Genomic DNA, 18,481 nt, shown 5'->3' with positions numbered 1-18,481 from the left:
TGGTCGTCGCCGGGCGGAAAACCTGCCCCGCGCCACGCGAGGCAACCGCTCCAGAAACTCGCACTTGGCGGAGACGACGACTACGACACCGACAGCTAGACGTGCCTATGCCGAGGTATGGTCGGGCTGAAGTTCGGGATCGCCGTGCGCAATGCCGGGGCATATCCCAGCTCAGTGGCCAACGGTTATCTGGAGGAATCCAGAATTTTCCGTGATGGCATCAACGACAGCCCGGCCAGTCCTTCGCTCAGGAAATCCTAAACGAAAGTATTGGACGCACGTGCCGTTGGCACGATGGCTCACACCCGGCCACGGCCGGCATATTTCGCGCGACATAAGCAGACTGGAAAGGCGAAAGCCGTGGCCTGCTTTTGCTCGATTGCCACCAACGCGATGAAGCAGCTTCCAACAATAGGAGTCGCCATCATGGCCGACTTTTCCGAAACCTCCAAAGCCGAGCACACATTGAGCGTCGAAGCGCCCGCCGCGATCGAGATCGACGTCTCCTCGCTGACGCCGGGAACGTCGCTGATCGTCGACTGGCACGGCAAGCCGGTGGTCATACGCAACCGCACCGAAAAAGAGAGGAAGGACGGCCAGGCAGTCAGCCTCGCCGAGTTCAAGGATCCAATTGCCCGCAACGCCAACCTGCCGGCCGATGCGCCGGCAACCGACGCCAACCGAACTATGCCGGGCAAGGAAGCCTGGGTGGTGATGGTCCAGGTCTGCACCCATCTCGGCTGCATCCCGCATGGCCAGGAAGGCGATTTCGGTGGCTGGCTCTGCCCTTGTCACGGTTCTCAATACGACACCGCCGGCCGCATCCGAAAGGGGCCGGCGCCCGAGAACATGGCGGTACCGGTGTTCCAGTTCGTTTCCGACACCAAGATCCGCATCGGTTAAGGCAGGGGGCATTTCGATGAGCGGCGACAAACACTCGACCTATACGCCCAAAACCAGAATCGAACGTTGGTTCGACGCCCGCCTGCCGCTGCCGCGGCTGGTGCACGACAGCTTCATCGTCTATCCCGTCCCGCGCAACCTGAACTACGCCTATACGTTCGGCGGCATTCTCACGATCATGCTGGTTTCACAGATCCTGACCGGCATCGTGCTGGCGATGCATTACGCTCCGGATACGGGGCTGGCCTTCAATTCGGTCGAGAAGATCATGCGCGACGTGAATTCGGGCTGGCTGCTGCGCTATCTCCATTCCAACGGCGCGTCGTTCTTCTTCATTGCCGTCTACCTCCACATCTGCCGCGGGCTCTACTATGGTTCGTACAAGGCGCCGCGTGAGCTGCTGTGGGTGCTCGGTTGCACCAACCTCCTGCTGATGATGGCGACGGCCTTCATGGGCTACGTGCTGCCTTGGGGACAGATGTCGTTCTGGGGCGCTACTGTCATCACCAACTTCTTCACGGCCGTCCCACTGATCGGCGACTGGCTCCAGCAGCTTTTGCTCGGCGGCTTCGCGGTCGATAATCCGACGCTGAACCGCTTCTTTGCGCTGCATTACCTGCTGCCATTTGTGCTTGCGGGCGTGGTGACCTTGCATATCTGGGCGCTTCACGTCGTCGGCCAGAACAATCCGACCGGCATAGAGGTCAAATCGAAAACCGATGTCGTGGACTTCACGCCCTATGCCACCGTCAAAGATGCCTTCGGCATCCTCGTGTTCCTGTTCTTCTTCGCCTATTTCGTCTTCTACCTGCCGAACTATCTCGGCCATCCCGACAACAACAGCATCGCCAATCCGCTGAAGACGCCGGCCCACATCGTGCCGGAATGGTACTTCCTGCCGTTTTACGCGATCCTGCGGGCCATCACGTTCAATATCGGGCCGATCGATTCCAAGCTCGGCGGCGTGCTCGCGATGTTCGGCTCGATCGCGGTGCTGTTCCTGGTGCCGTGGCTCGACACCTCGACGGTGCGCTCGGCGGTCTATCGCCCCTGGTACAGGGTGCTCTTCTGGCTGTTCGTTGCAAACGCCCTCTTTCTCGGTTGGCTCGGCTCCCGGCCGGCGGAAGGCGCATACGTCGTCATGTCCCAACTGGCGACGCTTTACTATTTTGCGTTCTTCATCATCGCCATGCCTGTGCTCGGGCTGATCGAAAAGCCGCGACGGCTGCCTAATTCGATCACCGAAGCAGTTCTCGAAAAAGACAAGGCCAGCGGCAGAGGCCCGATCGCCGGGCCGGAGACCAAACGTTGAACTGGGCATGGCGGTGATCGTTCATGAACTGGTGGAACTCTCCTCTGGTCTACATCGTGCTGCTCGGCCTCGCCGGGATCGTCGTTTGGACCCTCATCCCCAGACGCTTCGCCAATGCGAAGCTGGTCGTCCAACTTGGCTTTTTCCTCGCGATGTCGGCCATGGTTCTCGACCTGCGCGTCGTGCCATACGAGGCCGTAGGGGACAACGAGACAAGCGGAGGAGCGATCCTCATCGGCTCGGTCAAGCTGCTCTGGTGGGTTCACCTTGCCTGGGCGCTGATCGGATTTGTCCGTATCTATCTCGTCTTTGAGCGAAAGCCGCGCGAGGCACGTCTCCTGCAGGACGTCGTGGTCGGTGTCGTCTACGCTGGAATGTTCCTGTCGATCCTGGCATTTGTCTTTGCAGTGCCGGTCGGAACGCTCATTGCCACGTCAGGCGTCTTTGCCGTCATCCTGGGACTGGCGCTCCAGAATACGCTTGGTGACGTATTTTCGGGGATCGCGCTTAACCTCGGCCGCCCTTACGTGCTTGGAAACTGGATCATTCTGGGCGACGGAACCGAAGGCCGGGTTGTCGAGACCAATTGGCGGTCGACTCAACTCCTGACCCCGACCCACAATGTCGTCGCGCTGCCAAACAGCCTTCTCGCCAAGATCGGGGTAACAAATTTAAGCGGTCCGGACGAGAGCCATGGACTTGCCGTAACCGTCAAGGTGGCGCCAACGAAGACGCCGGCGATCATCGTAGATCTCATGCGCACTGTCTTGCTGAGCTGTAATTCAATCCTCCAGGACCTTCCGCCTTCGGTTACCATCAGAAGCCTGGATGCCGCAGCTATCGAGATAGAGTTGTCGTTTCGCGTCGCAAGTATTGACCAGCGAAGTGCCGCTCGGAACGACATCTTCGATCTCATTTATCGCCATTCAAAGTCGACCGGCATGCTGCTGGCGCAGCCACTTTCGGCTTCGATTGCCATGACCAACCGGCCGAGCGACGAGACGGCAGCGTCGCAAGGCTACACCCCAATCGAACTCATTAATTCCATACCGGTATTCTCGGCACTGACGGGTACCGAGCAGGAGTCGCTCGCCAAAGCGGCTTCGGTTCGCAGCTACCACAAGGGCGAGATCGTCGCACGACTGGGAGAGATGCTGCCGTCGCTCATGATCGTACGGACGGGAGTCATCGTCCGGCAAATTGGCGAGGGCGATGATCAACTGCAGGAGATCGGCCGGCTTGCACCCGGCGATTTCTTCGGCGAGACCGGCTTGCTCGCCGGCATTGGCGAGATGTCGAGTTTGCGGGCAATGACCCCTGTCACGGTTTACGAGATAGACCAGGAAAGCTTTGCGCCGCTGCTGCACGACCGGCCCGAAATGGCCGAAGATCTTGCCGCGATCCTGTCGATGAGGGTTTCGGCTTTTAACGAAAGCGGCATCGCCGGACAGCACCACGCGAGCTCCAAATTCGCGCTCCTCAATGCCATTCAGACGGTCTTTCGCGCCGCTCCGTTCAAGCGCGTTCGAGCACCTGGCTGACAAGGCATGCAGAAGGACAGAGATCCATGACCACCCGCCAAAGCGATATCACAGGCATCGATACACTCATCCAGCCGGCTGTCCGTGATTTTGCCGACGGACTGAAGATAAGGCGTGTATTGCCCTCCTCGAATCGCCTCATGATAGGGCCCTTCATCCTGTTCGACCATTTCGGCCCCGCCATATTCGACGCAGGTCACGGTTTCGATATGGGACCGCATCCGCATATCGGCGTTGCGGCCGTGACCTACCTGATCGATGGCGAGATCGTCCATCGGGACAATTTCGGTAAAGTGCAGACCATCCGTCCTGGCGAGGTCAACTGGATGACGGCCGGGTCGGGCATCGTCCATTCCGAGCGCACGCCACCGGAAGTCCGGGCCTCGGGAAGCAATCTCTTCGGCGCTCAGGCTTGGATCGCCCTCCCCTCCCGCTATGAAGAAATTGCTGCCGAAGTCGCACATTTTGGCGCTCCCGAAATACCGAGGATCTGTGCCGACGGCGTCGAGTTTACGTTGATCGCCGGCGCGTCCGACGGGTTGGTCTCGCCGGCAAGGACGTTCTCCGACATGGTCTATGCCGAAATTGTGCTCACGAGCGGCGCCCGATACCAGGTGAAACCCGAACACCGTGAGCGTGCGATCTACATCGTCGCCGGTGAGGTTGGAATTGTCGGCCAGTTCGGTACGTTTCATGAGGCTGAATTGATAGCTCTGGCGCCCGGCGCTGAGATTGTCCTCCAGGCGCCTGCCTTCCATGCGGCGAGGCTGATGCTGATAGGAGGCGAGCCCCTGGCCGAGCCACGTCATATCTATTGGAACTTCGTCTCCTCTTCAGCCGAACGGATCGAGCAGGCAAAGGCGGATTGGCGCGAACGCCGCTTCCCCGGCGTGCCGGGAGAGCACGAGCTCATGCCTCTGCCAGATGGCAGCGTGTAAGGGATAAGGCAGCGAATGGTGACCTCAGCGCCGCGACGGCTTTACGCCGGTGGCGCAGGCAGACCACTACGACAACAAGTAGAGATCGTTCATCGTTTCCTCATCGAGCAAACCGTCGAACCAGACGTCGAAGATTGTCTCGAGCAGGAACTCGTCGTTGCTTGCTTCGGAAAACAGCGTGAGGGACGCGTGCAACTTCTTCGCATCAACCTCACCGAAGACAACGCGAGCGCTTAGGCCGGAGAGCCGCTGCAGGGTGCCAACGCATTCCCGATAACGGCCTCCGAGAATCGGAAATGAGAGATAGGCGCTGGCTTCGTCGAGCGATGCGATTGCATATGGCTCAAGCGCAGTACCGCTTCGCCTGGTGGCCAACCTTGGAAAGATGAACTCCATGTAGGGAGTGCACATCATTCCTCGACGTAGAATGGCCAGCGCGTCGTCGTAGACCGGATCCTGTGCGCTGACGAACCTCTGCAAATCATACTCGTCAGGCATTTGGATAGATCCTTGGGAAACCCTCAACATTCGTGCCCTGACTAGCCGTCAACGACATCTGCATAGTCCGGGTGCTTGGCGAAAAAGCGGCTCATGAAGGGACATTTCAAGATCGCTTTACGGCCGGTTTTGCGGAGCAGTTCGAAGGTCCCTTGGGCCAATCGCGACGCGATCCCTTGTCCGGAAAATTCCGACGGGACTTCGGTGTGTATCAGCGCGACCTTCCCGCCCTCGAGCCGATAGTAGGCCGCCGCAAACATATCGCCGGCGATCGGCAGCTCGAAACGGTGGTGTTGGACGTTTTCAACGACTTGTGCATCCATCTTTATCTCTCGATTGTATGTCACGTCTGTCACCGGAGACAGATTGGCCGGCCGCTATCGCACCGCAGGCAACCGCAGAGTGACGGTCGTGCCTGCCCCAGGCGTGCTCTGAATATCGATGCTTCCGCCTGATTGCTCGGCAAAGCGCTTCACCATAGGCAACCCGACGCCGCCGAGGCCTTCGCTTTTGGTGGTGAAGAACGGATCGAAGGCGCAGACCATTGTCTCGCTGGTCATTCCGATACCGTTGTCCGCGACACGGATATCTACCTGACCGGTGGTAGAGCTTTCAGAGGCCAAGCCGGCATCGATCGAGATCAAACCGCCGTCAGGCATTGCATCGCGCGCGTTGAACAGAAGATTCAGAACCGCATTTTGCAATCCAAAGCGATCGCATCTCACCAAAGGCAGGTCCGGCCCCACCCGAAGCTCAAGATCGAAATTGGCATCCAAGGCGCTCCGCACGAGAGTTTCGATCTCAGCCAGGCAAGCACCTACGTTTGTGTATTCGATTTCCGCGTGGCTCTCTCGGGCCAGGCTGATGGTTTGCCGGACAAGGCCCCCGGCCCGTTCCAAAGCCGTTTTGGCGCCGGCAATTACAGGCCCAAGCGCCGGAGCCGCCTGGATGATCGGATCGCGGGCCAGGTGGTTCAACGCCGACGAGGCGACCTGAATGAGATTGCCCAGGTCATGGACGATGCCGGCGGTCGACATTTGCACGGACATACCACTTCCAGGACCATCGAGCGGGCCGTCGAAGACATCTTCTTTTATGTCCGGACGAAACATTTCATTCCCCGTTTGCTCAGTCCCTATTGCGTCAAGACGCTATAATTTAGGGCATTTATTGTCCATTATATCTAAGGAGGCGCCGATACATACTTCTGTATATTCAATCGCGAGATCATGCTCTATTGATAGCCGATCCCGCTGATATAGTTGGCAAGCAGCCGTTCCTGCAGTTCCTCTTGTTTGAAGAGCGCCCTCATCGCATCACGGATATCGAGGACGCCTAGCGGTTTCGAGTCAGCCCCGAGTACCGGCACATTCTGAAGGCCTTGCGCGGCCATAGTCTGCCAGACTGAATGAAGGTCGTCATCGGGACCACAGGACACGATGGACCGGCTCATCAATGCCGCAATCGGCGCTTCTGTTGGCCCTGAATTCGCCAGATGGCGGACAAGGTCGGACTTGCTCAGCACGCCTGCCGCCTCCCCACTGCCGTGGCACACCACGACCAGGCCTATTGCGGGCCTGGAAAGTGAGAGTGCTGCACTGCGGAGTGGAGCGTCGACATCGATCACCATGAGACGGGCCGATATTACTGGATGCAGACTGTCAATGCGCATGACGCCCTCCTGAGAGCGCCTCGCGGCCGCGGCCGGGAGGTTGGGATCGGTTCCGGTGTTGGTCGCCGAGTTCGGCGCCTTCGCCTGGCCGGTCAGAATGGCGCGCTAACAAGCACCATTCTGACCCATTCCAAAGATTAGCTTAGTGCTGCTTTGCTCAGGCCAAACTTCGCATCGCCTGAGCCCGGGACGGGTTTGAAGCCGATGTTAAGACGGTTCCAAGAGTTGACCGCCATGACGACGAAGGTCAGATCGGAGATTTCCTTCTCGGAAAGCTGCGACCTGACCCGATCGTAGATCTCGTCCGGGACACCCTGCTCGGGCAGCTTGGTCAAGACTTCCGTCCATGCCAAGGCTGCACGCTCGCGAGGAACGAACAAGGTCGAATCCCGCCAGGCTGCCAGGTGGTAAAGGCGCAGTTCGCGCTCGCCGTGGATCTTCGCCTGTTTGACGTGCATATCGAGGCAGAAGGTGCACCCGTTCAGCTGCGCGGCTCGGACTGCAACAAGGTCGCGGATCGGTTCTTCGATCGACCCCTCTCGCGTCGCACCAAGAAATTCAATAAATTTCTTCAGAAGTTCTGGCGACTGCTCCGCATAACTCGCGCGTTGGGCGACGGCTTTTCCTTTCGGAGCGACCGGTGACGCTGCAATATTCATTACTTATCTCCTTGAGGTGTTTGCAATCCATTGCAGCGTAAGGATGACCGGTGAGCCACACTGTTGCTATCGTGCCTATGATATGTATTGCCGCTCGATTGGTTTGGGGCGCCTAAACCGAAGTATAGGAGGTGGAAATTGGCACCCTGAACGCTGCCCTCGGCAATTCGCTTTGCCGCAGGCATGCGGCAGGCGCGCGGCGTTTGGATCATATGAAGGGCTCGGCTGAGCTGGGCGGCGTCGATCGAGAGACCTGGATCGAAACTGCGTTCACTCTTCGAAGGGAGCGTTCATCACAAGATTAACTGCCGAAGTCGCCTTGTAGCCTGAAACAAAGCGCTCGCCGAAGTCCCGGGCAAAGTTGTCGTAGGTGGTTTCCGGCCTGACCTCGGCGATATGGCAAAAGCATCGGGTCATCCGTCGCTTCATTTGGAGGCGTGGAAACTCACCGATGATCTTTGCAATCTCGGCTGACGAAACGAGGCTGTATTGCAAGCCGACGACATCGAGGCAGATGCCAGCTGTGCAAAGCGCCACCTCAGCCTCCTTGTAGAGGCCGATCGACGGCGTCGAGTTGAGGGCAACGCTGTCCCAGATCAATTGGGCGCGCCGCTCGTCGAAGCCGCCCTCCCGAACGAAGGTGCGGGCAAGATCGGCGCCTTCCACTTCGAAACGGCGCGGCCCGGCGAAGTCCTCATTGAGCGTGACATCATGCAACAGGGTTGCAACGGCAACAACCTCCGCGTCGTGCTGGATATTCTGAATCTGTCCGATCCGGGCCGCGAAAAGCCAGGATCGGACCACGTGGTTGAACAAGTAGGGTTCACATCGCTGGCGGGCATGTTCGATCGCCCGGCCAACAAGCGGTGTATCGGGGACCGAAATCCCCGCAAGTGTGCGGATGGCGATCGAATTCATGTCACTGACCGTCCCTTCGCGTACGCCCCGATGGTCCCAGGGGCTACGATTTCATTTCGCGTTCGTCGTCAGTTCCGTCTCGCTGGTGTCGACGACGAAGATCGCAAGCAGGCGAGCGCGTTCGGTCTTACTGGCGTTTTCGCTGACGGCATGACGATCGCCCGGAAATTCCGAGAAACTTTCGCCGGCGCGATAAGTCTTCACCGGGCCATCGTTGACCTGGCTTCGCATAGCTCCCTCCAGGACGGTGGCATAGATGAACGCGGATTTGGGATGGGTGTGGGCCCGCGATGTTCCGCCCGGCTCGTACTCGACCAGCACGGCTTTCATACTCTTGCCGGGCACGTTTGGAAGAGCCTGGTCGTAGACAAGCTTCACGCTTGCATCATCGGCCATCGCTGCAGTGACAGAAGCGGCGGCGAGCGCCGCCGCGCAGAGAAGTGTTTTGATCATGTCTGGTCTCCTTGTTGAAATACGAATGGTAAGAGAGTGCTGATCTGATGGATCAGAGGATCGGCGTTCGCTTTTGTTTGCTTATTTCGGCGGCGTGTATCGGCTGAGCCAATCATCGAAACGCACGGCGCCGATGCGCGCGTTGTCGCCGGGCACCAGCGTTCGATCGTCGATTGCCACTTGGCCGTAGTAGAGCGCGCCCGGATCCGGAACGATTTTGCGCGGGTCGTTGGTGGCCTTCAGGAAGCGCTCGACAAGTTCGCTCATGCGAACACGCTCCGGACCGGCAATTTCGATCATGCCGTTCAACGGCGCGGCAACCGCGACATCCGCCATCGCATCGGCAACATTGTCAGCCGCCATGGGTTGGAAGTAGGCCGGCGACATATGAATGGTATCCCCGACGGCGCCCGTGTTTGCGATGGCGGCGGTGAATTCGAAGAACTGAGTGGCGTGAACGATGGTGTAGGGAATTCCGGACTCCCTGATCAGCTTTTCCTGAAGCAACTTGCCGCGGAAATAGCCCATGCCCTGCAGCCGATCGGTACCGACGACCGACAGCGCCACGTGATGACGGACGCCGGCGGCCGTTTCGGCCGCAAAAAGATTACGCCCGGATGCCTCGAAGAACTCCAGGGCAGCCTTTTCCTCGAACGACGGCGAGTTCGCGAGGTCGACGACGACCTGCGCACCAGCAAGCGCGGCCGCCAGACCCTCGCCCGTAACGGTGTTGACGCCCGAATTCGGCGACGCCGCAAGCACGTCGTGTCCTTTGTTTCGCAGTCTCTCCACGGTCTTTGAACCGATCAGCCCGGTTCCGCCGATGACGACGATCTTCATGTCTAGTCTCCTGGTGTTGCGTGTCTATTTTCGTTGCTCGATCGGATGCTGGCGTTTCCGGCCTGCTACTGACTGACCGATGCTGCAGCATCCTCGATGAGTGACGTGACCTCGTCGGGATGCGAAACCATGAGCGCGTGGGACGCACCCTCGATGACGACGGTCTTTACCGCGTGCGCACGCTTGGCCATGAAGCTCATGACGGCTGCCGGGATGTTCCGGTCATCCGAGCCGTAGATCATGTAGGACGGCAGCGTCTTCCATGAGGCGACGCCCGAGGTTTCAGCCAGAGCTGCCTGTGCAACAGGGCGTTGAGTGGCAGCCATCAGCAAAGTCTGCTCTTGCGGAACGTCGGCGGCGAACTGGGCGCGAAACTTGGCCGGCTCGATGAAGAAGTCTTGTCCGCCGTCCGGCAACGCGACTGGAGCAAGCGCGCTCCCCAAGGTGCTGCCGGGAAACATGCTGGACAACGTAAGGCTCGATTCGCCGGTATCCGGCGCGAAACCCGCCACGTAGACCAACGCCTTTACATTGGGATTGCCATTGGCGGCCTCGGTGATGACCGGCCCGCCGTAGGAATGGCCCACCAGCACGACCGGCCCGGAAACCGACCGGACGATGGCTGAGACTGCTTTCGCATCGTTGGCAACGCCGCGGAGCGGATTAGCTGCGGCTATCGCTACATAACCGTCTTTGCTGAGCTTGGTGATGACTGCGTCCCAGCTCGACGATTCCGCGAAGGCGCCGTGCACCAGTACGATCGTCGGCTTGGGCTGAGAATTCGCGGCCTGCGCCATCCCGCCGCCCGACGCGGCAAGCGCTGCAGTGAGCGCCAGGACTCGAGTTATGTTTCGCATTTGCTTTCTCCGTGTGGCCTGTGGTGACCAATGCTCAGGAGAATGCGCCGACGCGGCCCGCCAACCTATTGTGCGGAAGGGTCTGTCATACAATGCCAAGGTGCAGGGTAGGTCACCAGGGAGATCAGGTGCCCTGCAGCATGATTGAGGTATCTATGCCGGGTGTGCACTGTCGGCACCTGCCTGAACAGACACGGAGGGCGCACGGCCGGAGAGCTGTCTTTGCAAGACGCCGCTGCCGCCGTGGCCAGTACCTGGCGCAGTCGATCCGTTGAGCGCTGGTCAGCCGGCCGGATCGAACACGATTTCCGCCTGACAATGCTCGGCCCGGCAGCAAAAGCCTCCTCTCGTCAACGACATAGTTCCTGGCCTTCGGCCCGCATCGCCCAATGCCTTGGTATGGGTCAAACAGCCGGACCGTCTGATCGTGTCGCTGCGTCACGACATTTATATTTGTATGGGTGAATACCATCCAAGCGATTAATGGAGTTACTGAAATGAAAATGACAGTCCTTGCTGTCGCCGCGCTTGTTATTACAGCAGGAAGCGCCATTGCCGGAAGCGACCACTATGGATCAAACGGAGCCCAGCAGCCTGCGACTGCGTCTGACAACATGTATACATCCTCGATCAATAAAATGAACAACGATATCGGGGCGCCGAAAACCGTACGCAAGCCGACTGTTCCCAACGATGAATATGGCCAGGGCATCTGGGGTCACTGATCCCGACCTACAGAAAATTGAAGGACCGGGGCGAGACCTCGGTCCTTCCGTATCGGCGAGCCGACTTCTCTCTTGCGCGTCGATCCCTGCAATGCGACTTGCCGCTTACGTGGCTCAATTTGCACCACGTCGACGAAACGTCTCGCCTCCGACCTGTTTGGCGCGACTCGTGCGGCACGTCCCGGAAAATCTTCGTGCGGAAGACCGATTGCTCAGCCGTTAACCGGCAGTCTTTTGGCGCGACGACATCGCAGTCGTGGCTCAGAGCACAGCCATCCCGCCGTCGACCCGGAGATTGATGCCCGTGACGAAACTGCTCGCGTCCGAGGCAAGGAACAGGGCGCCTTTTGCCAGCTCTTCCGGCTGCCCCATCCGGCCCAAGGGTATTGCCTCAGCCATCGCCTTTTCAAACAGCCCGCGCTGCTCAAACGGTATGCCTAGTTTATCGAGAATAGCCGTATCCACCGGACCTGGGCTGAGCACGTTGACCCGGATGCCGCGAGCCTTCAGTTCGATCGCCCAAGCGCGCGCAAAGGCATTTATGGCCGCCTTCGAGCCCGCGTAAACAGCATGACCGTCCAGAACCTTCTCGCTGGCCAGCGAGCCTGTGAGGATGATTGCGCCGCCGTTCCGCATGATCGGAATCAGCTTCTGGACGCCGAAGAAGACGCCTCGCGTATTAACGGCAAATTGCGCATCATATTCTGCCTCGGAGACGTCGGCCGAGTGCGTGATGGTGTTTATGCCGGCGTTCGCCATATAGATGTCGAGCGCCCCGAACCTCTGGAGGATCTGCTGCGCTACCTCATCATGGTGCGCCACGTCGGCCACATTTCCCTGAATGCCCAGCGCGCCTGCCCCGATCTGTGCGACCGCTTCCTCGACCGCCTGCCGCCGGCGGCCGGTAATGACGACTTGTGCGCCCTCGGCCGCAAAGATTTTTGCAGCCGATAGTCCGATCCCGCTGTTTCCGCCGGTGACCACCGCGATCTTGCCTGATAGTGCGCCCATGTCGTTCCTGCCTTCGAAAAATAGCGCCGGTGCTGCTGCGATAGTCGCAACTGCTGGCCAAGAAAATTTCACGCCGAATTGAGACCGCAAAATGAGCGGCAATTGCAAACGGCTACCGATTGGTAAACTCCCGGCGCTTAGCCAGTTTGACGTCTTCGAGAGCGCTTTGGCCTTCAAGGCAGAACAAGCGCGCGGCAGCGACCCCCGACAGCGCGACGTAGTGTCGAACGCCGGCGATCGCCTCCGCGCTGCACTGACGCAGTTGCCCGAATGGCAGCCGTGGCGCAGCATATGTTTCGCGCCTTTGCCAGCGCTCCAACTCGATCGCGCAGTGGTTCGGTTCCACAATCCGGGACATGAGCCGGCAGAACCAGCATTCAGGCCACCGCTCGGCTATGCGAGCGCACAAGGTTTGACCTGGCGCGCCACCTGAAATGCGGTTCAGGGCGCGCGAAATACTACCAAAGGTGGTCATCGGCGGCTCCAGGGAATTGCGGAGAACATGCGGTCGTGACTGAGGGCGTGCTATCCTTTGATGAAGGCGAGCAGGTCAGCATTGACCTGATCCTGGTGCGTGGCCGTGATCCCGTGGGGCGCCCCGGGGTAATAGACATCCTTTGCGCCCTTGATCAGCCGTGCCGACTTGACTGCCGAGTCCTTGACGGGGACGATCTGGTCGTCCTCGCCATGCAGGACCAGGGTTGGTACGTCGAACTTCTTAAGGTCCTCGGTAAAATCGGTCTCGGAGAACGCCTTGACGCTTTCGTACGCGTTCACGAGACCCGCCTGCATGCTCCAGAGCCAGAACTGATCCAGAATCCCCTGGGAAACCTTGGCGCCTGGCCTGTTCGCGCCGTAAAACAACGGTGCGAGGTCCCGGTAGTACTGCGAACGATCCTTGACGAGGCCAGCCCTTATGCCGTCGAATACCTCGATCGGCAGGCCTTCCGGATTGGCCGGCGTCTTCACCATGATCGGCGGAACAGCGGCGATAAGAACAGCCTTGGCCACCCGCTTCGTCCCGTGCCGTCCGATATAGCGAGCAACCTCGCCTCCTCCGGTGGAATGTCCGACCAGCGTGGCGTCCCGGAGATCCAGCGCCTCGATCACGGCTGCAAGATCGTCGGCATAGCCGTTCATGTCGTTACCGGACGTGGCCTGGCTCGATCGGCCATGGCCGCGCCGGTCATGCGCAACGACGCGAAAGCCGTTATGGGCAAGAAAGAGCATCTGGCTGTCCCAGGCGTCGGAATTCAGCGGCCAGCCGTGCGAGAACGTGACGACAGGACCCTTGCCCCAATCCTTGTAGTAGATTTCGGTGCCGTCCTTGGTCGTGATGGTGCTCATCGTCTTGGTTCCTTTGATTGAGGGGGAAGAGGAAAGGTTTCGCTTTCGGCTCGTTGCCGAAGCAGCGCGGGGCAGTCCGGCGGCAACCGTAGAGATCAGGCCTGCCAACAAGACATCGCGGCGAGATCCGCCGACGGAGAAAAGTCCGTCTTTGTTCATCATGTCCATCCATGTGCTTTGAACATCCTGCTCACCATCACGACCGTCGAGTCGGCCTGTGCGGTCGCGTTCGGGGAGGAGCGAGCGAGGAGCGCTCGAAACCCGACGGTCGTGATGGCTTGCGAGGAACAGGATGCATCGATCCGGGCCGCGAGCCTATTCTACGGAAGCATCTGTCATACGATGCCAAGGTGCAGGGCAGGCACGCCGAGGTCCTGGAGCTGTCGCCGAGGTGGGGCTAAAATTGCCATGACGTTAGTGTCGTGCGCGACCCGCCGCTCGTGCGGCGGCCGTTACAAACAGAACCTATCAATCCGTATGAGGATCCGCTTCTCAAAACGAGAAGCGGCTGATCACGAGCAAGTCACCGCCCGAACGGACCGCGACAAGATTCGCCAATGTGGTCCTTATATTGAGGAATCAACTCACCGCCAGTTGGAGGCGTATATACTTACGTATACTGCGTATGATTATCAGGCCAAAGATCTGCTAGCTTTCGTTTTATAGACATTAAGCGGCATTTGCCGCTCTTGGAGCCCTTTGGACCTCGCAATCCCGGAGTGCTCTAATGCGCCTTAACTTTCTTTCTGGTTTCCTCATTGCGGTCCTTGCTGCCGGACCATCGACTTCTGCCAACGCTCCGCACTCAGACGTGCCGCTCGGACAATCGACTGACCTGTCGGCACGTATCGTCGACGGCAAGGCCGATGTTAACGGCGTGGTCTATCACTATTTGCTTGCGGTAGGCGGCCCGAAAACTGTTGTGTTGTTGCATGGTTGGGGCACGACCTCATACATGTGGCGCTTTGTAATGCCACAACTGGTGGCGCGCGGTTACACTGTACTTGCGCCCGATTTGCGCGGTTTGGGGGACACCGCCAAGCCTGCGGCCGGCTACGAAAAGGCGTCGATTGCCGAGGATATTCACGCACTCGTCAATCAGTTGAACCTTGGTCCGGTCGTCAATCTTGTCGGCCACGATATGGGTGGCATGGTCGTTTATTCCTATGCGGCGCAGCACCCGGAGGAAGTCACCACACTAACCATCCTTGACGTCCCACTGCCAGGCATCGAACCATGGAACGAATTGATTCAAGGCCCTCGCACTTGGCATTTTCGCTTCCATTCCGTACGCGACGTACCGGAAATGCTCATTGCCGGTCGCGAGCTTGAGTATTTAAAGTGGTTTCACAATGCAGAGGGGGTAAATACTCGCGCGTTCGACAACGAGGCCGACGAAGTCTACGGCCGTTCCTATGCCCAGCCTGGCGCATTGCGCGCAGGCTTCGAGTACTACCGGGCTTTTCCCCGTGACGAAGAGCAGAACAAAGCCTTTGCAAAACACAAGCTAACGATGCCGGTACTCGGAATAAGCGGCTCAGGTGGCTTAGGATCGATGTACGAAGACCATCTCCGCCACGTCGCCGAAAACGTACGCGCCGTAGTAGTCGAGGGCTCAGGTCACTGGGTTCCGGAGGAGCAGCCAGCCGCCGTCACCAAGGCCCTGATCGGGTTCCTGCCGCCAGCATACTAAGCTTCGCTGATGCCTGAAGGCACAGCATTAGCGATAGTCGTCGTGATGGAGATAGGGCCGCTCCAAAGCTTTCCCAATGCGTCGCTGCTAGCGGGCGATGCGCGGCAGAAGCTTGGCTGTGCAGCGTCAACATCAGATTACGCGCGGCGGTTATCGCTCTAAGCTCTATAAAGGTTTTCCTGAGTCCGGATCGTCCTGGGCAAGCTTTTCTTAGCGAAGAAGCGCCCGCCGCCGGGCGATCCTATCGGACGGAGGCATGGTTCGGCCCTATTCGAAAGTCTTGGCCGCGCCGGCCTCGCGCATCGGCGCGGGCAGCGTTTCCCACGCCCGGATCAGCTCACCGATGGAAGCGGCTTCCATCTTGCGCATGACATTGCCGCGGTGAAGCTTGACCGTCACTTCACTGATGCCGAGGTCGAAGGCGACCTGCTTGTTGAGGCGCCCGCGCGCCACTTCACGCAGAACCTCGCGCTCGCGCGGCGTCAGCGTCTCGACGCGCTCGATGTTGCGCTTGACGATCACGGCATCCGCCCGCCGCTTGGCGTCCACCGCAATGCCGGCGATCACGGCGTCAAGCAGCGTCTGATCCCGCACCGGCTTGGTGAGAAAGTCCACGGCGCCGGCCTTCATCGCCTGGACAGTCATCGGGATGTCGCCATGCCCGGTCAGGAAGATGATGGGTTTGGGGTTGCCGTTTTTCGCAAGATGGTGCTGCAGATCGAGACCGCTCGTCCCCGGCATGCGCACGTCGAGGATCAAGCAGCCGGGGCTCTCCAACACGCCGGCGTCAAGCAATTCACGGGTTGAGGTAAAGCACACCGGCAGGAAACCCGCCGACAGGATCAGTTCAGACAGCGCCTCCCGAACAGAGGCATCATCATCGACAATAATGACCAGCGGCTGCTCGGCTTCAGCCCTTCGCTGCTGTGATGACGGCGTCGATCTCGGTAAGGGCAATTGGTCAACTCTCATGTTTAGCCTCCGTTTCTGGGTTGCGTAAAGCGTCGCCGATCGCCGCAAGCAGTGCCTGGCCATCGAACGGCTTGCGGAAAAGCCCGCCAATGCCCTTGGCGCGGTGCTGATCCACTATCTCGTGGCGGCCGGTGATCAGGAACACAGGCAGGTCCGGACGCGCCTTCTTGACCAAGTCACGAAGTTCAAAGCCGTCCATGCCGGGCATCCCGATGTCGGTGATAAGCATGTCCAATCCAGACAGGCCGCTGACCAGCAACAACCTCGCCGACGAGAAGCTGCGGGCCACATAGCCGGCGGACTCCAGAAGGTCCTCCAGCGACTCGAGCAGTCTTGGGTCATCGTCGACAATCGCCACGACAGGCCTCCGCTTGCTCACCCTCAGCTCCCCCCTGCCCGGCGCGAGTGCGTGATCGGTATTCCCAATCGCTCGGCGATGCGCACGAGGTCGGCGAGCGACGCCGCGACCATCTTCTGCATGACGTTCCTTCTATGAATTTCCAGCGTAACTTCGCTGATCCCCAGTTCAGCGGCCGCCTGTTTGTTGAGCAGGCCGCTGACCACCAGCGGCAGCACCTCACGTTCGCGCGGCGTCAGCTCGAGATAACGTTGCTTCAACACGCCCAGCTCGGCGCGCTCCGATCGCTGTGCCCGATCCTGGGCAATCGCTGCATGGATTGCGGCCATGAGGTCTGCATCGCTGAAGGGCTTAGTCAGGAAATCCACGGCACCGTGCTTGATCGCACGCACCGAGGACGGGATATCGCCATGTCCTGTCAGGAAGACGATCGGCGGATGATCGCCCTCGGCAATCTGCCGCTGCAGATCGAGGCCGTTAATATCCGGCAGCTCGATATCGAGGATGAGGCAGGCGGGGACGTCCGGCTTGTCAGCGCGGATATAATCGCCCGCCGATCCGAACGCTACGGCACGCATACCGTGTGCGGCCAGCAGCTCACCGAGCGCCTCCCGGATGCGTTCATCGTCATCTACGATGAAGACAATTTGGCAGTCCGTCGTCATCACGCCGCTTTCGCTTCAACCGGCAACGTGAAGATGAACGTCGCTCCACGTGGTTCGTTCTTCTCGACCCATAAACGCCCGCTATGCGACTCGATGATCGAACGGCAGATCGCCAGTCCCATGCCCATCCCTTGCTCTTTCGTGGTGAAGAACGGTTCGAATATCCGGTCGGGAAACTCGACGCCCCGGCCGCGATCGCTGACTTCGGTCTGGACAACATCCCCGATATGGCGCACGCGGATGCTGATAGCTCCGTCGTCCGCACCAGAGTCCATCGCCTCCATGCCGTTGCGGATGAGATTGACCAGAACCTGCTGGATTTGGACGCGATCGAACGCGATTAGCGGAATGTCGCTTCCGACATCAACGCTGATGCGAACGCCCCGCCGCATCGCTTCCTCGGCCACGAGGTCGCGTGCCTCTGCGATGACACTGCTGAGCGTCGCATTGGTCCTAGTCTCGGTGGATTGCTTGAACAGTGCACGGATGCGGCCGACGACGTCCGCCGCCGAATTGGCGTCCCGGATGATGCGCTCGGCCGTAATCTTCGCACGTTCGACGTTCGGCGGGACGGCGCCCAGCCAACGGTGGCATGCATGGGAATTGGCGACGATCGCGGCCAGCGGCTGATTCACCTCGTGCGCGATCGAAGCGGAAAGCTCGGCGAGACTTGCAGCCTGAGTGGCTTGCGCGAGTTCGTCGGAGGCTTGTCGCAGCGCTTCCCGCGCGCGCACCTCTTCGTCGATGTCGAGGGAAACTCCGTACCATTGCACAACCGCCCCGTCTTCATCACGCCGCGGTTCAACCCTGCACTCCGCCCAGCGATAGCCATCTGTTTCGCGCCAGCGAAACCGCATCGCGGAACCGCCGCCTGTTTCGAAACAGTTAAGCAACGTGCGCAGCACCTCGGGAGCATCTTCGGGATGAACCAGTTCTTGCAGCAATTCCTCGATGCGCGGCTCTCCGAGTGTTTCGAAATTGGCGATCACCGAGCGGAAATGGTCCTGGTATCGTTTGTTGAAGTAGACCGGCCCGCCGGTCGGCACCGCGCTCCAGATGCGGACCGGCACAGCGTCGATCATCTGCTGAAGCTGCAATTCGCTCCGCCGCAGCGCCTCT

Annotated in this window: 22 protein-coding genes; 6 read left to right on the top strand and 16 right to left on the bottom strand. The window is 59.6% G+C overall.

Going from position 1 to position 18,481, the window contains the following annotated elements; all coding sequences use genetic code 11:
* Positions 1-426 precede the first annotated feature (426 nt).
* From petA to NKJ40_RS00625, 4 genes are read left to right on the top strand one after another with little or no spacing between them, the layout of a single operon-like run.
* The gene (gene petA, locus NKJ40_RS00640; RefSeq protein ID WP_352463956.1) at positions 427-903 is read left to right on the top strand and encodes a ubiquinol-cytochrome c reductase iron-sulfur subunit; all 477 of its coding nucleotides are present in this window, start codon (positions 427-429) and stop codon (positions 901-903) included.
* A 16-nt stretch (positions 904-919) separates the two neighbouring features.
* The gene (locus NKJ40_RS00635; RefSeq protein ID WP_352463955.1) at positions 920-2,215 is read left to right on the top strand and encodes a cytochrome b; all 1,296 of its coding nucleotides are present in this window, start codon (positions 920-922) and stop codon (positions 2,213-2,215) included.
* Positions 2,216-2,238: 23 nt separating this feature from the next.
* Positions 2,239-3,756 (top strand): mechanosensitive ion channel family protein, encoded by a 1,518-nt coding sequence (locus NKJ40_RS00630; RefSeq protein ID WP_352463954.1) that lies wholly within the window; start codon positions 2,239-2,241, stop codon positions 3,754-3,756.
* 26 nt (positions 3,757-3,782) lie between these two features.
* Positions 3,783-4,694, top strand: a complete 912-nt coding sequence (locus NKJ40_RS00625) for a pirin family protein (protein ID WP_352463953.1) — start codon at positions 3,783-3,785, stop codon at positions 4,692-4,694.
* Between the two features lie 66 nt (positions 4,695-4,760).
* On the opposite strand, the gene NKJ40_RS00620 is transcribed toward NKJ40_RS00625, so the two are convergent.
* The 9 genes from NKJ40_RS00620 to NKJ40_RS00580 all read right to left on the bottom strand — a co-directional run bounded on the left by NKJ40_RS00620 (position 4,761) and on the right by NKJ40_RS00580 (position 10,591).
* Positions 4,761-5,192, bottom strand: coding sequence for a DUF1810 domain-containing protein (locus NKJ40_RS00620; protein WP_352463952.1), 432 nt, complete (start codon positions 5,190-5,192; stop codon positions 4,761-4,763).
* Between the two features lie 41 nt (positions 5,193-5,233).
* Positions 5,234-5,515: a GNAT family N-acetyltransferase gene (locus tag NKJ40_RS00615; protein WP_352463951.1), complete on the bottom strand. Its 282-nt coding sequence runs from the start codon at positions 5,513-5,515 to the stop codon at positions 5,234-5,236.
* A gap of 54 nt (positions 5,516-5,569) precedes the next feature.
* Positions 5,570-6,304, bottom strand: coding sequence for a sensor histidine kinase (locus NKJ40_RS00610; protein ID WP_352463950.1), 735 nt, complete (start codon positions 6,302-6,304; stop codon positions 5,570-5,572).
* Positions 6,305-6,426: 122 nt separating this feature from the next.
* The gene (locus NKJ40_RS00605; protein WP_352463949.1) at positions 6,427-6,864 is read right to left on the bottom strand and encodes a CBS domain-containing protein; all 438 of its coding nucleotides are present in this window, start codon (positions 6,862-6,864) and stop codon (positions 6,427-6,429) included.
* Between the two features lie 137 nt (positions 6,865-7,001).
* Positions 7,002-7,523 (bottom strand): carboxymuconolactone decarboxylase family protein, encoded by a 522-nt coding sequence (locus NKJ40_RS00600; RefSeq protein WP_023674208.1) that lies wholly within the window; start codon positions 7,521-7,523, stop codon positions 7,002-7,004.
* A gap of 270 nt (positions 7,524-7,793) precedes the next feature.
* Complete coding sequence (locus NKJ40_RS00595; RefSeq protein ID WP_352463948.1) at positions 7,794-8,441, bottom strand: HD domain-containing protein; 648 nt, start codon at positions 8,439-8,441, stop codon at positions 7,794-7,796.
* A gap of 51 nt (positions 8,442-8,492) precedes the next feature.
* A complete protein-coding gene (locus NKJ40_RS00590; RefSeq protein WP_352463947.1) occupies positions 8,493-8,894 on the bottom strand; it encodes a cupin domain-containing protein in 402 nt (133 codons plus the stop codon).
* An 81-nt stretch (positions 8,895-8,975) separates the two neighbouring features.
* Positions 8,976-9,734, bottom strand: coding sequence for an SDR family oxidoreductase (locus tag NKJ40_RS00585; RefSeq protein ID WP_352463946.1), 759 nt, complete (start codon positions 9,732-9,734; stop codon positions 8,976-8,978).
* A gap of 65 nt (positions 9,735-9,799) precedes the next feature.
* Positions 9,800-10,591: an alpha/beta fold hydrolase gene (locus NKJ40_RS00580; RefSeq protein WP_352463945.1), complete on the bottom strand. Its 792-nt coding sequence runs from the start codon at positions 10,589-10,591 to the stop codon at positions 9,800-9,802.
* 497 nt (positions 10,592-11,088) lie between these two features.
* Here NKJ40_RS00580 and NKJ40_RS00575 point away from each other — a divergent pair, with 497 nt between their 5' ends.
* A complete protein-coding gene (locus NKJ40_RS00575) occupies positions 11,089-11,316 on the top strand; it encodes a DUF680 domain-containing protein (protein ID WP_352463944.1) in 228 nt (75 codons plus the stop codon).
* Between the two features lie 261 nt (positions 11,317-11,577).
* On the opposite strand, the gene NKJ40_RS00570 is transcribed toward NKJ40_RS00575, so the two are convergent.
* The 3 genes from NKJ40_RS00570 to NKJ40_RS00560 form a co-directional block, all read right to left on the bottom strand.
* Entirely contained in the window at positions 11,578-12,327 is a 750-nt protein-coding gene (locus NKJ40_RS00570; protein ID WP_352464252.1) for a glucose 1-dehydrogenase, read from the bottom strand.
* A gap of 112 nt (positions 12,328-12,439) precedes the next feature.
* Entirely contained in the window at positions 12,440-12,802 is a 363-nt protein-coding gene (locus NKJ40_RS00565) for a hypothetical protein (protein WP_352463943.1), read from the bottom strand.
* A 50-nt stretch (positions 12,803-12,852) separates the two neighbouring features.
* A complete protein-coding gene (locus NKJ40_RS00560; RefSeq protein ID WP_502903681.1) occupies positions 12,853-13,836 on the bottom strand; it encodes an alpha/beta fold hydrolase in 984 nt (327 codons plus the stop codon).
* A gap of 565 nt (positions 13,837-14,401) precedes the next feature.
* Here NKJ40_RS00560 and NKJ40_RS00555 point away from each other — a divergent pair.
* Positions 14,402-15,367, top strand: coding sequence for an alpha/beta fold hydrolase (locus tag NKJ40_RS00555; RefSeq protein ID WP_352463941.1), 966 nt, complete (start codon positions 14,402-14,404; stop codon positions 15,365-15,367).
* Between the two features lie 267 nt (positions 15,368-15,634).
* On the opposite strand, the gene NKJ40_RS00550 is transcribed toward NKJ40_RS00555, so the two are convergent.
* From NKJ40_RS00550 to NKJ40_RS31840, 4 genes are read right to left on the bottom strand one after another with little or no spacing between them, the layout of a single operon-like run.
* Positions 15,635-16,339 (bottom strand): response regulator transcription factor, encoded by a 705-nt coding sequence (locus NKJ40_RS00550; RefSeq protein ID WP_352463940.1) that lies wholly within the window; start codon positions 16,337-16,339, stop codon positions 15,635-15,637.
* Positions 16,329-16,718, bottom strand: a complete 390-nt coding sequence (locus NKJ40_RS00545; RefSeq protein WP_352463939.1) for a response regulator — start codon at positions 16,716-16,718, stop codon at positions 16,329-16,331. Before NKJ40_RS00545 ends, NKJ40_RS00550 begins: the two co-directional genes overlap by 11 nt.
* Positions 16,719-16,720: 2 nt before the next feature.
* Complete coding sequence (locus NKJ40_RS00540) at positions 16,721-17,362, bottom strand: response regulator transcription factor (RefSeq protein WP_352464251.1); 642 nt, start codon at positions 17,360-17,362, stop codon at positions 16,721-16,723.
* Positions 17,362-18,444, bottom strand: a complete 1,083-nt coding sequence (locus NKJ40_RS31840) for a sensor histidine kinase (protein ID WP_502903680.1) — start codon at positions 18,442-18,444, stop codon at positions 17,362-17,364. The genes NKJ40_RS00540 and NKJ40_RS31840 overlap by 1 nt, the downstream gene beginning before the upstream one ends.
* Positions 18,445-18,481 lie beyond the last annotated feature (37 nt).

This window comes from Mesorhizobium sp. M0119 (assembly GCF_040322615.1).
Classification (GTDB): Bacteria; Pseudomonadota; Alphaproteobacteria; order Rhizobiales; family Rhizobiaceae; genus Mesorhizobium.
This window is presented reverse-complemented; position numbering and strand designations above follow the sequence as displayed.

Excerpts from the sequence above, each read along its gene's own strand:
- NKJ40_RS00580 (WP_352463945.1), bottom strand. The coding sequence starts at position 10,591 with ATGCGAAACATAACTCGAGTCCTGGCGCTCACTGCAGCGCTTGCCGCG.
- NKJ40_RS00540 (WP_352464251.1), bottom strand. The coding sequence starts at position 17,362 with ATGACGACGGACTGCCAAATTGTCTTCATCGTAGATGACGATGAACGC.
- NKJ40_RS00635 (WP_352463955.1), top strand. The coding sequence starts at position 920 with ATGAGCGGCGACAAACACTCGACCTATACGCCCAAAACCAGAATCGAA.
- petA (WP_352463956.1), top strand. The coding sequence starts at position 427 with ATGGCCGACTTTTCCGAAACCTCCAAAGCCGAGCACACATTGAGCGTC.
- NKJ40_RS00600 (WP_023674208.1), bottom strand. The coding sequence starts at position 7,523 with ATGAATATTGCAGCGTCACCGGTCGCTCCGAAAGGAAAAGCCGTCGCC.
- NKJ40_RS00555 (WP_352463941.1), top strand. The coding sequence starts at position 14,402 with ATGCGCCTTAACTTTCTTTCTGGTTTCCTCATTGCGGTCCTTGCTGCC.
- NKJ40_RS00595 (WP_352463948.1), bottom strand. The coding sequence starts at position 8,441 with ATGAATTCGATCGCCATCCGCACACTTGCGGGGATTTCGGTCCCCGAT.
- NKJ40_RS00590 (WP_352463947.1), bottom strand. The coding sequence starts at position 8,894 with ATGATCAAAACACTTCTCTGCGCGGCGGCGCTCGCCGCCGCTTCTGTC.
- NKJ40_RS00550 (WP_352463940.1), bottom strand. The coding sequence starts at position 16,339 with ATGAGAGTTGACCAATTGCCCTTACCGAGATCGACGCCGTCATCACAG.
- NKJ40_RS00620 (WP_352463952.1), bottom strand. The coding sequence starts at position 5,192 with ATGCCTGACGAGTATGATTTGCAGAGGTTCGTCAGCGCACAGGATCCG.
- NKJ40_RS31840 (WP_502903680.1), bottom strand. The coding sequence starts at position 18,444 with ATGATCGACGCTGTGCCGGTCCGCATCTGGAGCGCGGTGCCGACCGGC.
- NKJ40_RS00585 (WP_352463946.1), bottom strand. The coding sequence starts at position 9,734 with ATGAAGATCGTCGTCATCGGCGGAACCGGGCTGATCGGTTCAAAGACC.
- NKJ40_RS00575 (WP_352463944.1), top strand. The coding sequence starts at position 11,089 with ATGAAAATGACAGTCCTTGCTGTCGCCGCGCTTGTTATTACAGCAGGA.
- NKJ40_RS00630 (WP_352463954.1), top strand. The coding sequence starts at position 2,239 with ATGAACTGGTGGAACTCTCCTCTGGTCTACATCGTGCTGCTCGGCCTC.
- NKJ40_RS00610 (WP_352463950.1), bottom strand. The coding sequence starts at position 6,304 with ATGTTTCGTCCGGACATAAAAGAAGATGTCTTCGACGGCCCGCTCGAT.
- NKJ40_RS00615 (WP_352463951.1), bottom strand. The coding sequence starts at position 5,515 with ATGGATGCACAAGTCGTTGAAAACGTCCAACACCACCGTTTCGAGCTG.
- NKJ40_RS00565 (WP_352463943.1), bottom strand. The coding sequence starts at position 12,802 with ATGACCACCTTTGGTAGTATTTCGCGCGCCCTGAACCGCATTTCAGGT.
- NKJ40_RS00605 (WP_352463949.1), bottom strand. The coding sequence starts at position 6,864 with ATGCGCATTGACAGTCTGCATCCAGTAATATCGGCCCGTCTCATGGTG.
- NKJ40_RS00560 (WP_502903681.1), bottom strand. The coding sequence starts at position 13,836 with ATGATGAACAAAGACGGACTTTTCTCCGTCGGCGGATCTCGCCGCGAT.
- NKJ40_RS00625 (WP_352463953.1), top strand. The coding sequence starts at position 3,783 with ATGACCACCCGCCAAAGCGATATCACAGGCATCGATACACTCATCCAG.
- NKJ40_RS00570 (WP_352464252.1), bottom strand. The coding sequence starts at position 12,327 with ATGGGCGCACTATCAGGCAAGATCGCGGTGGTCACCGGCGGAAACAGC.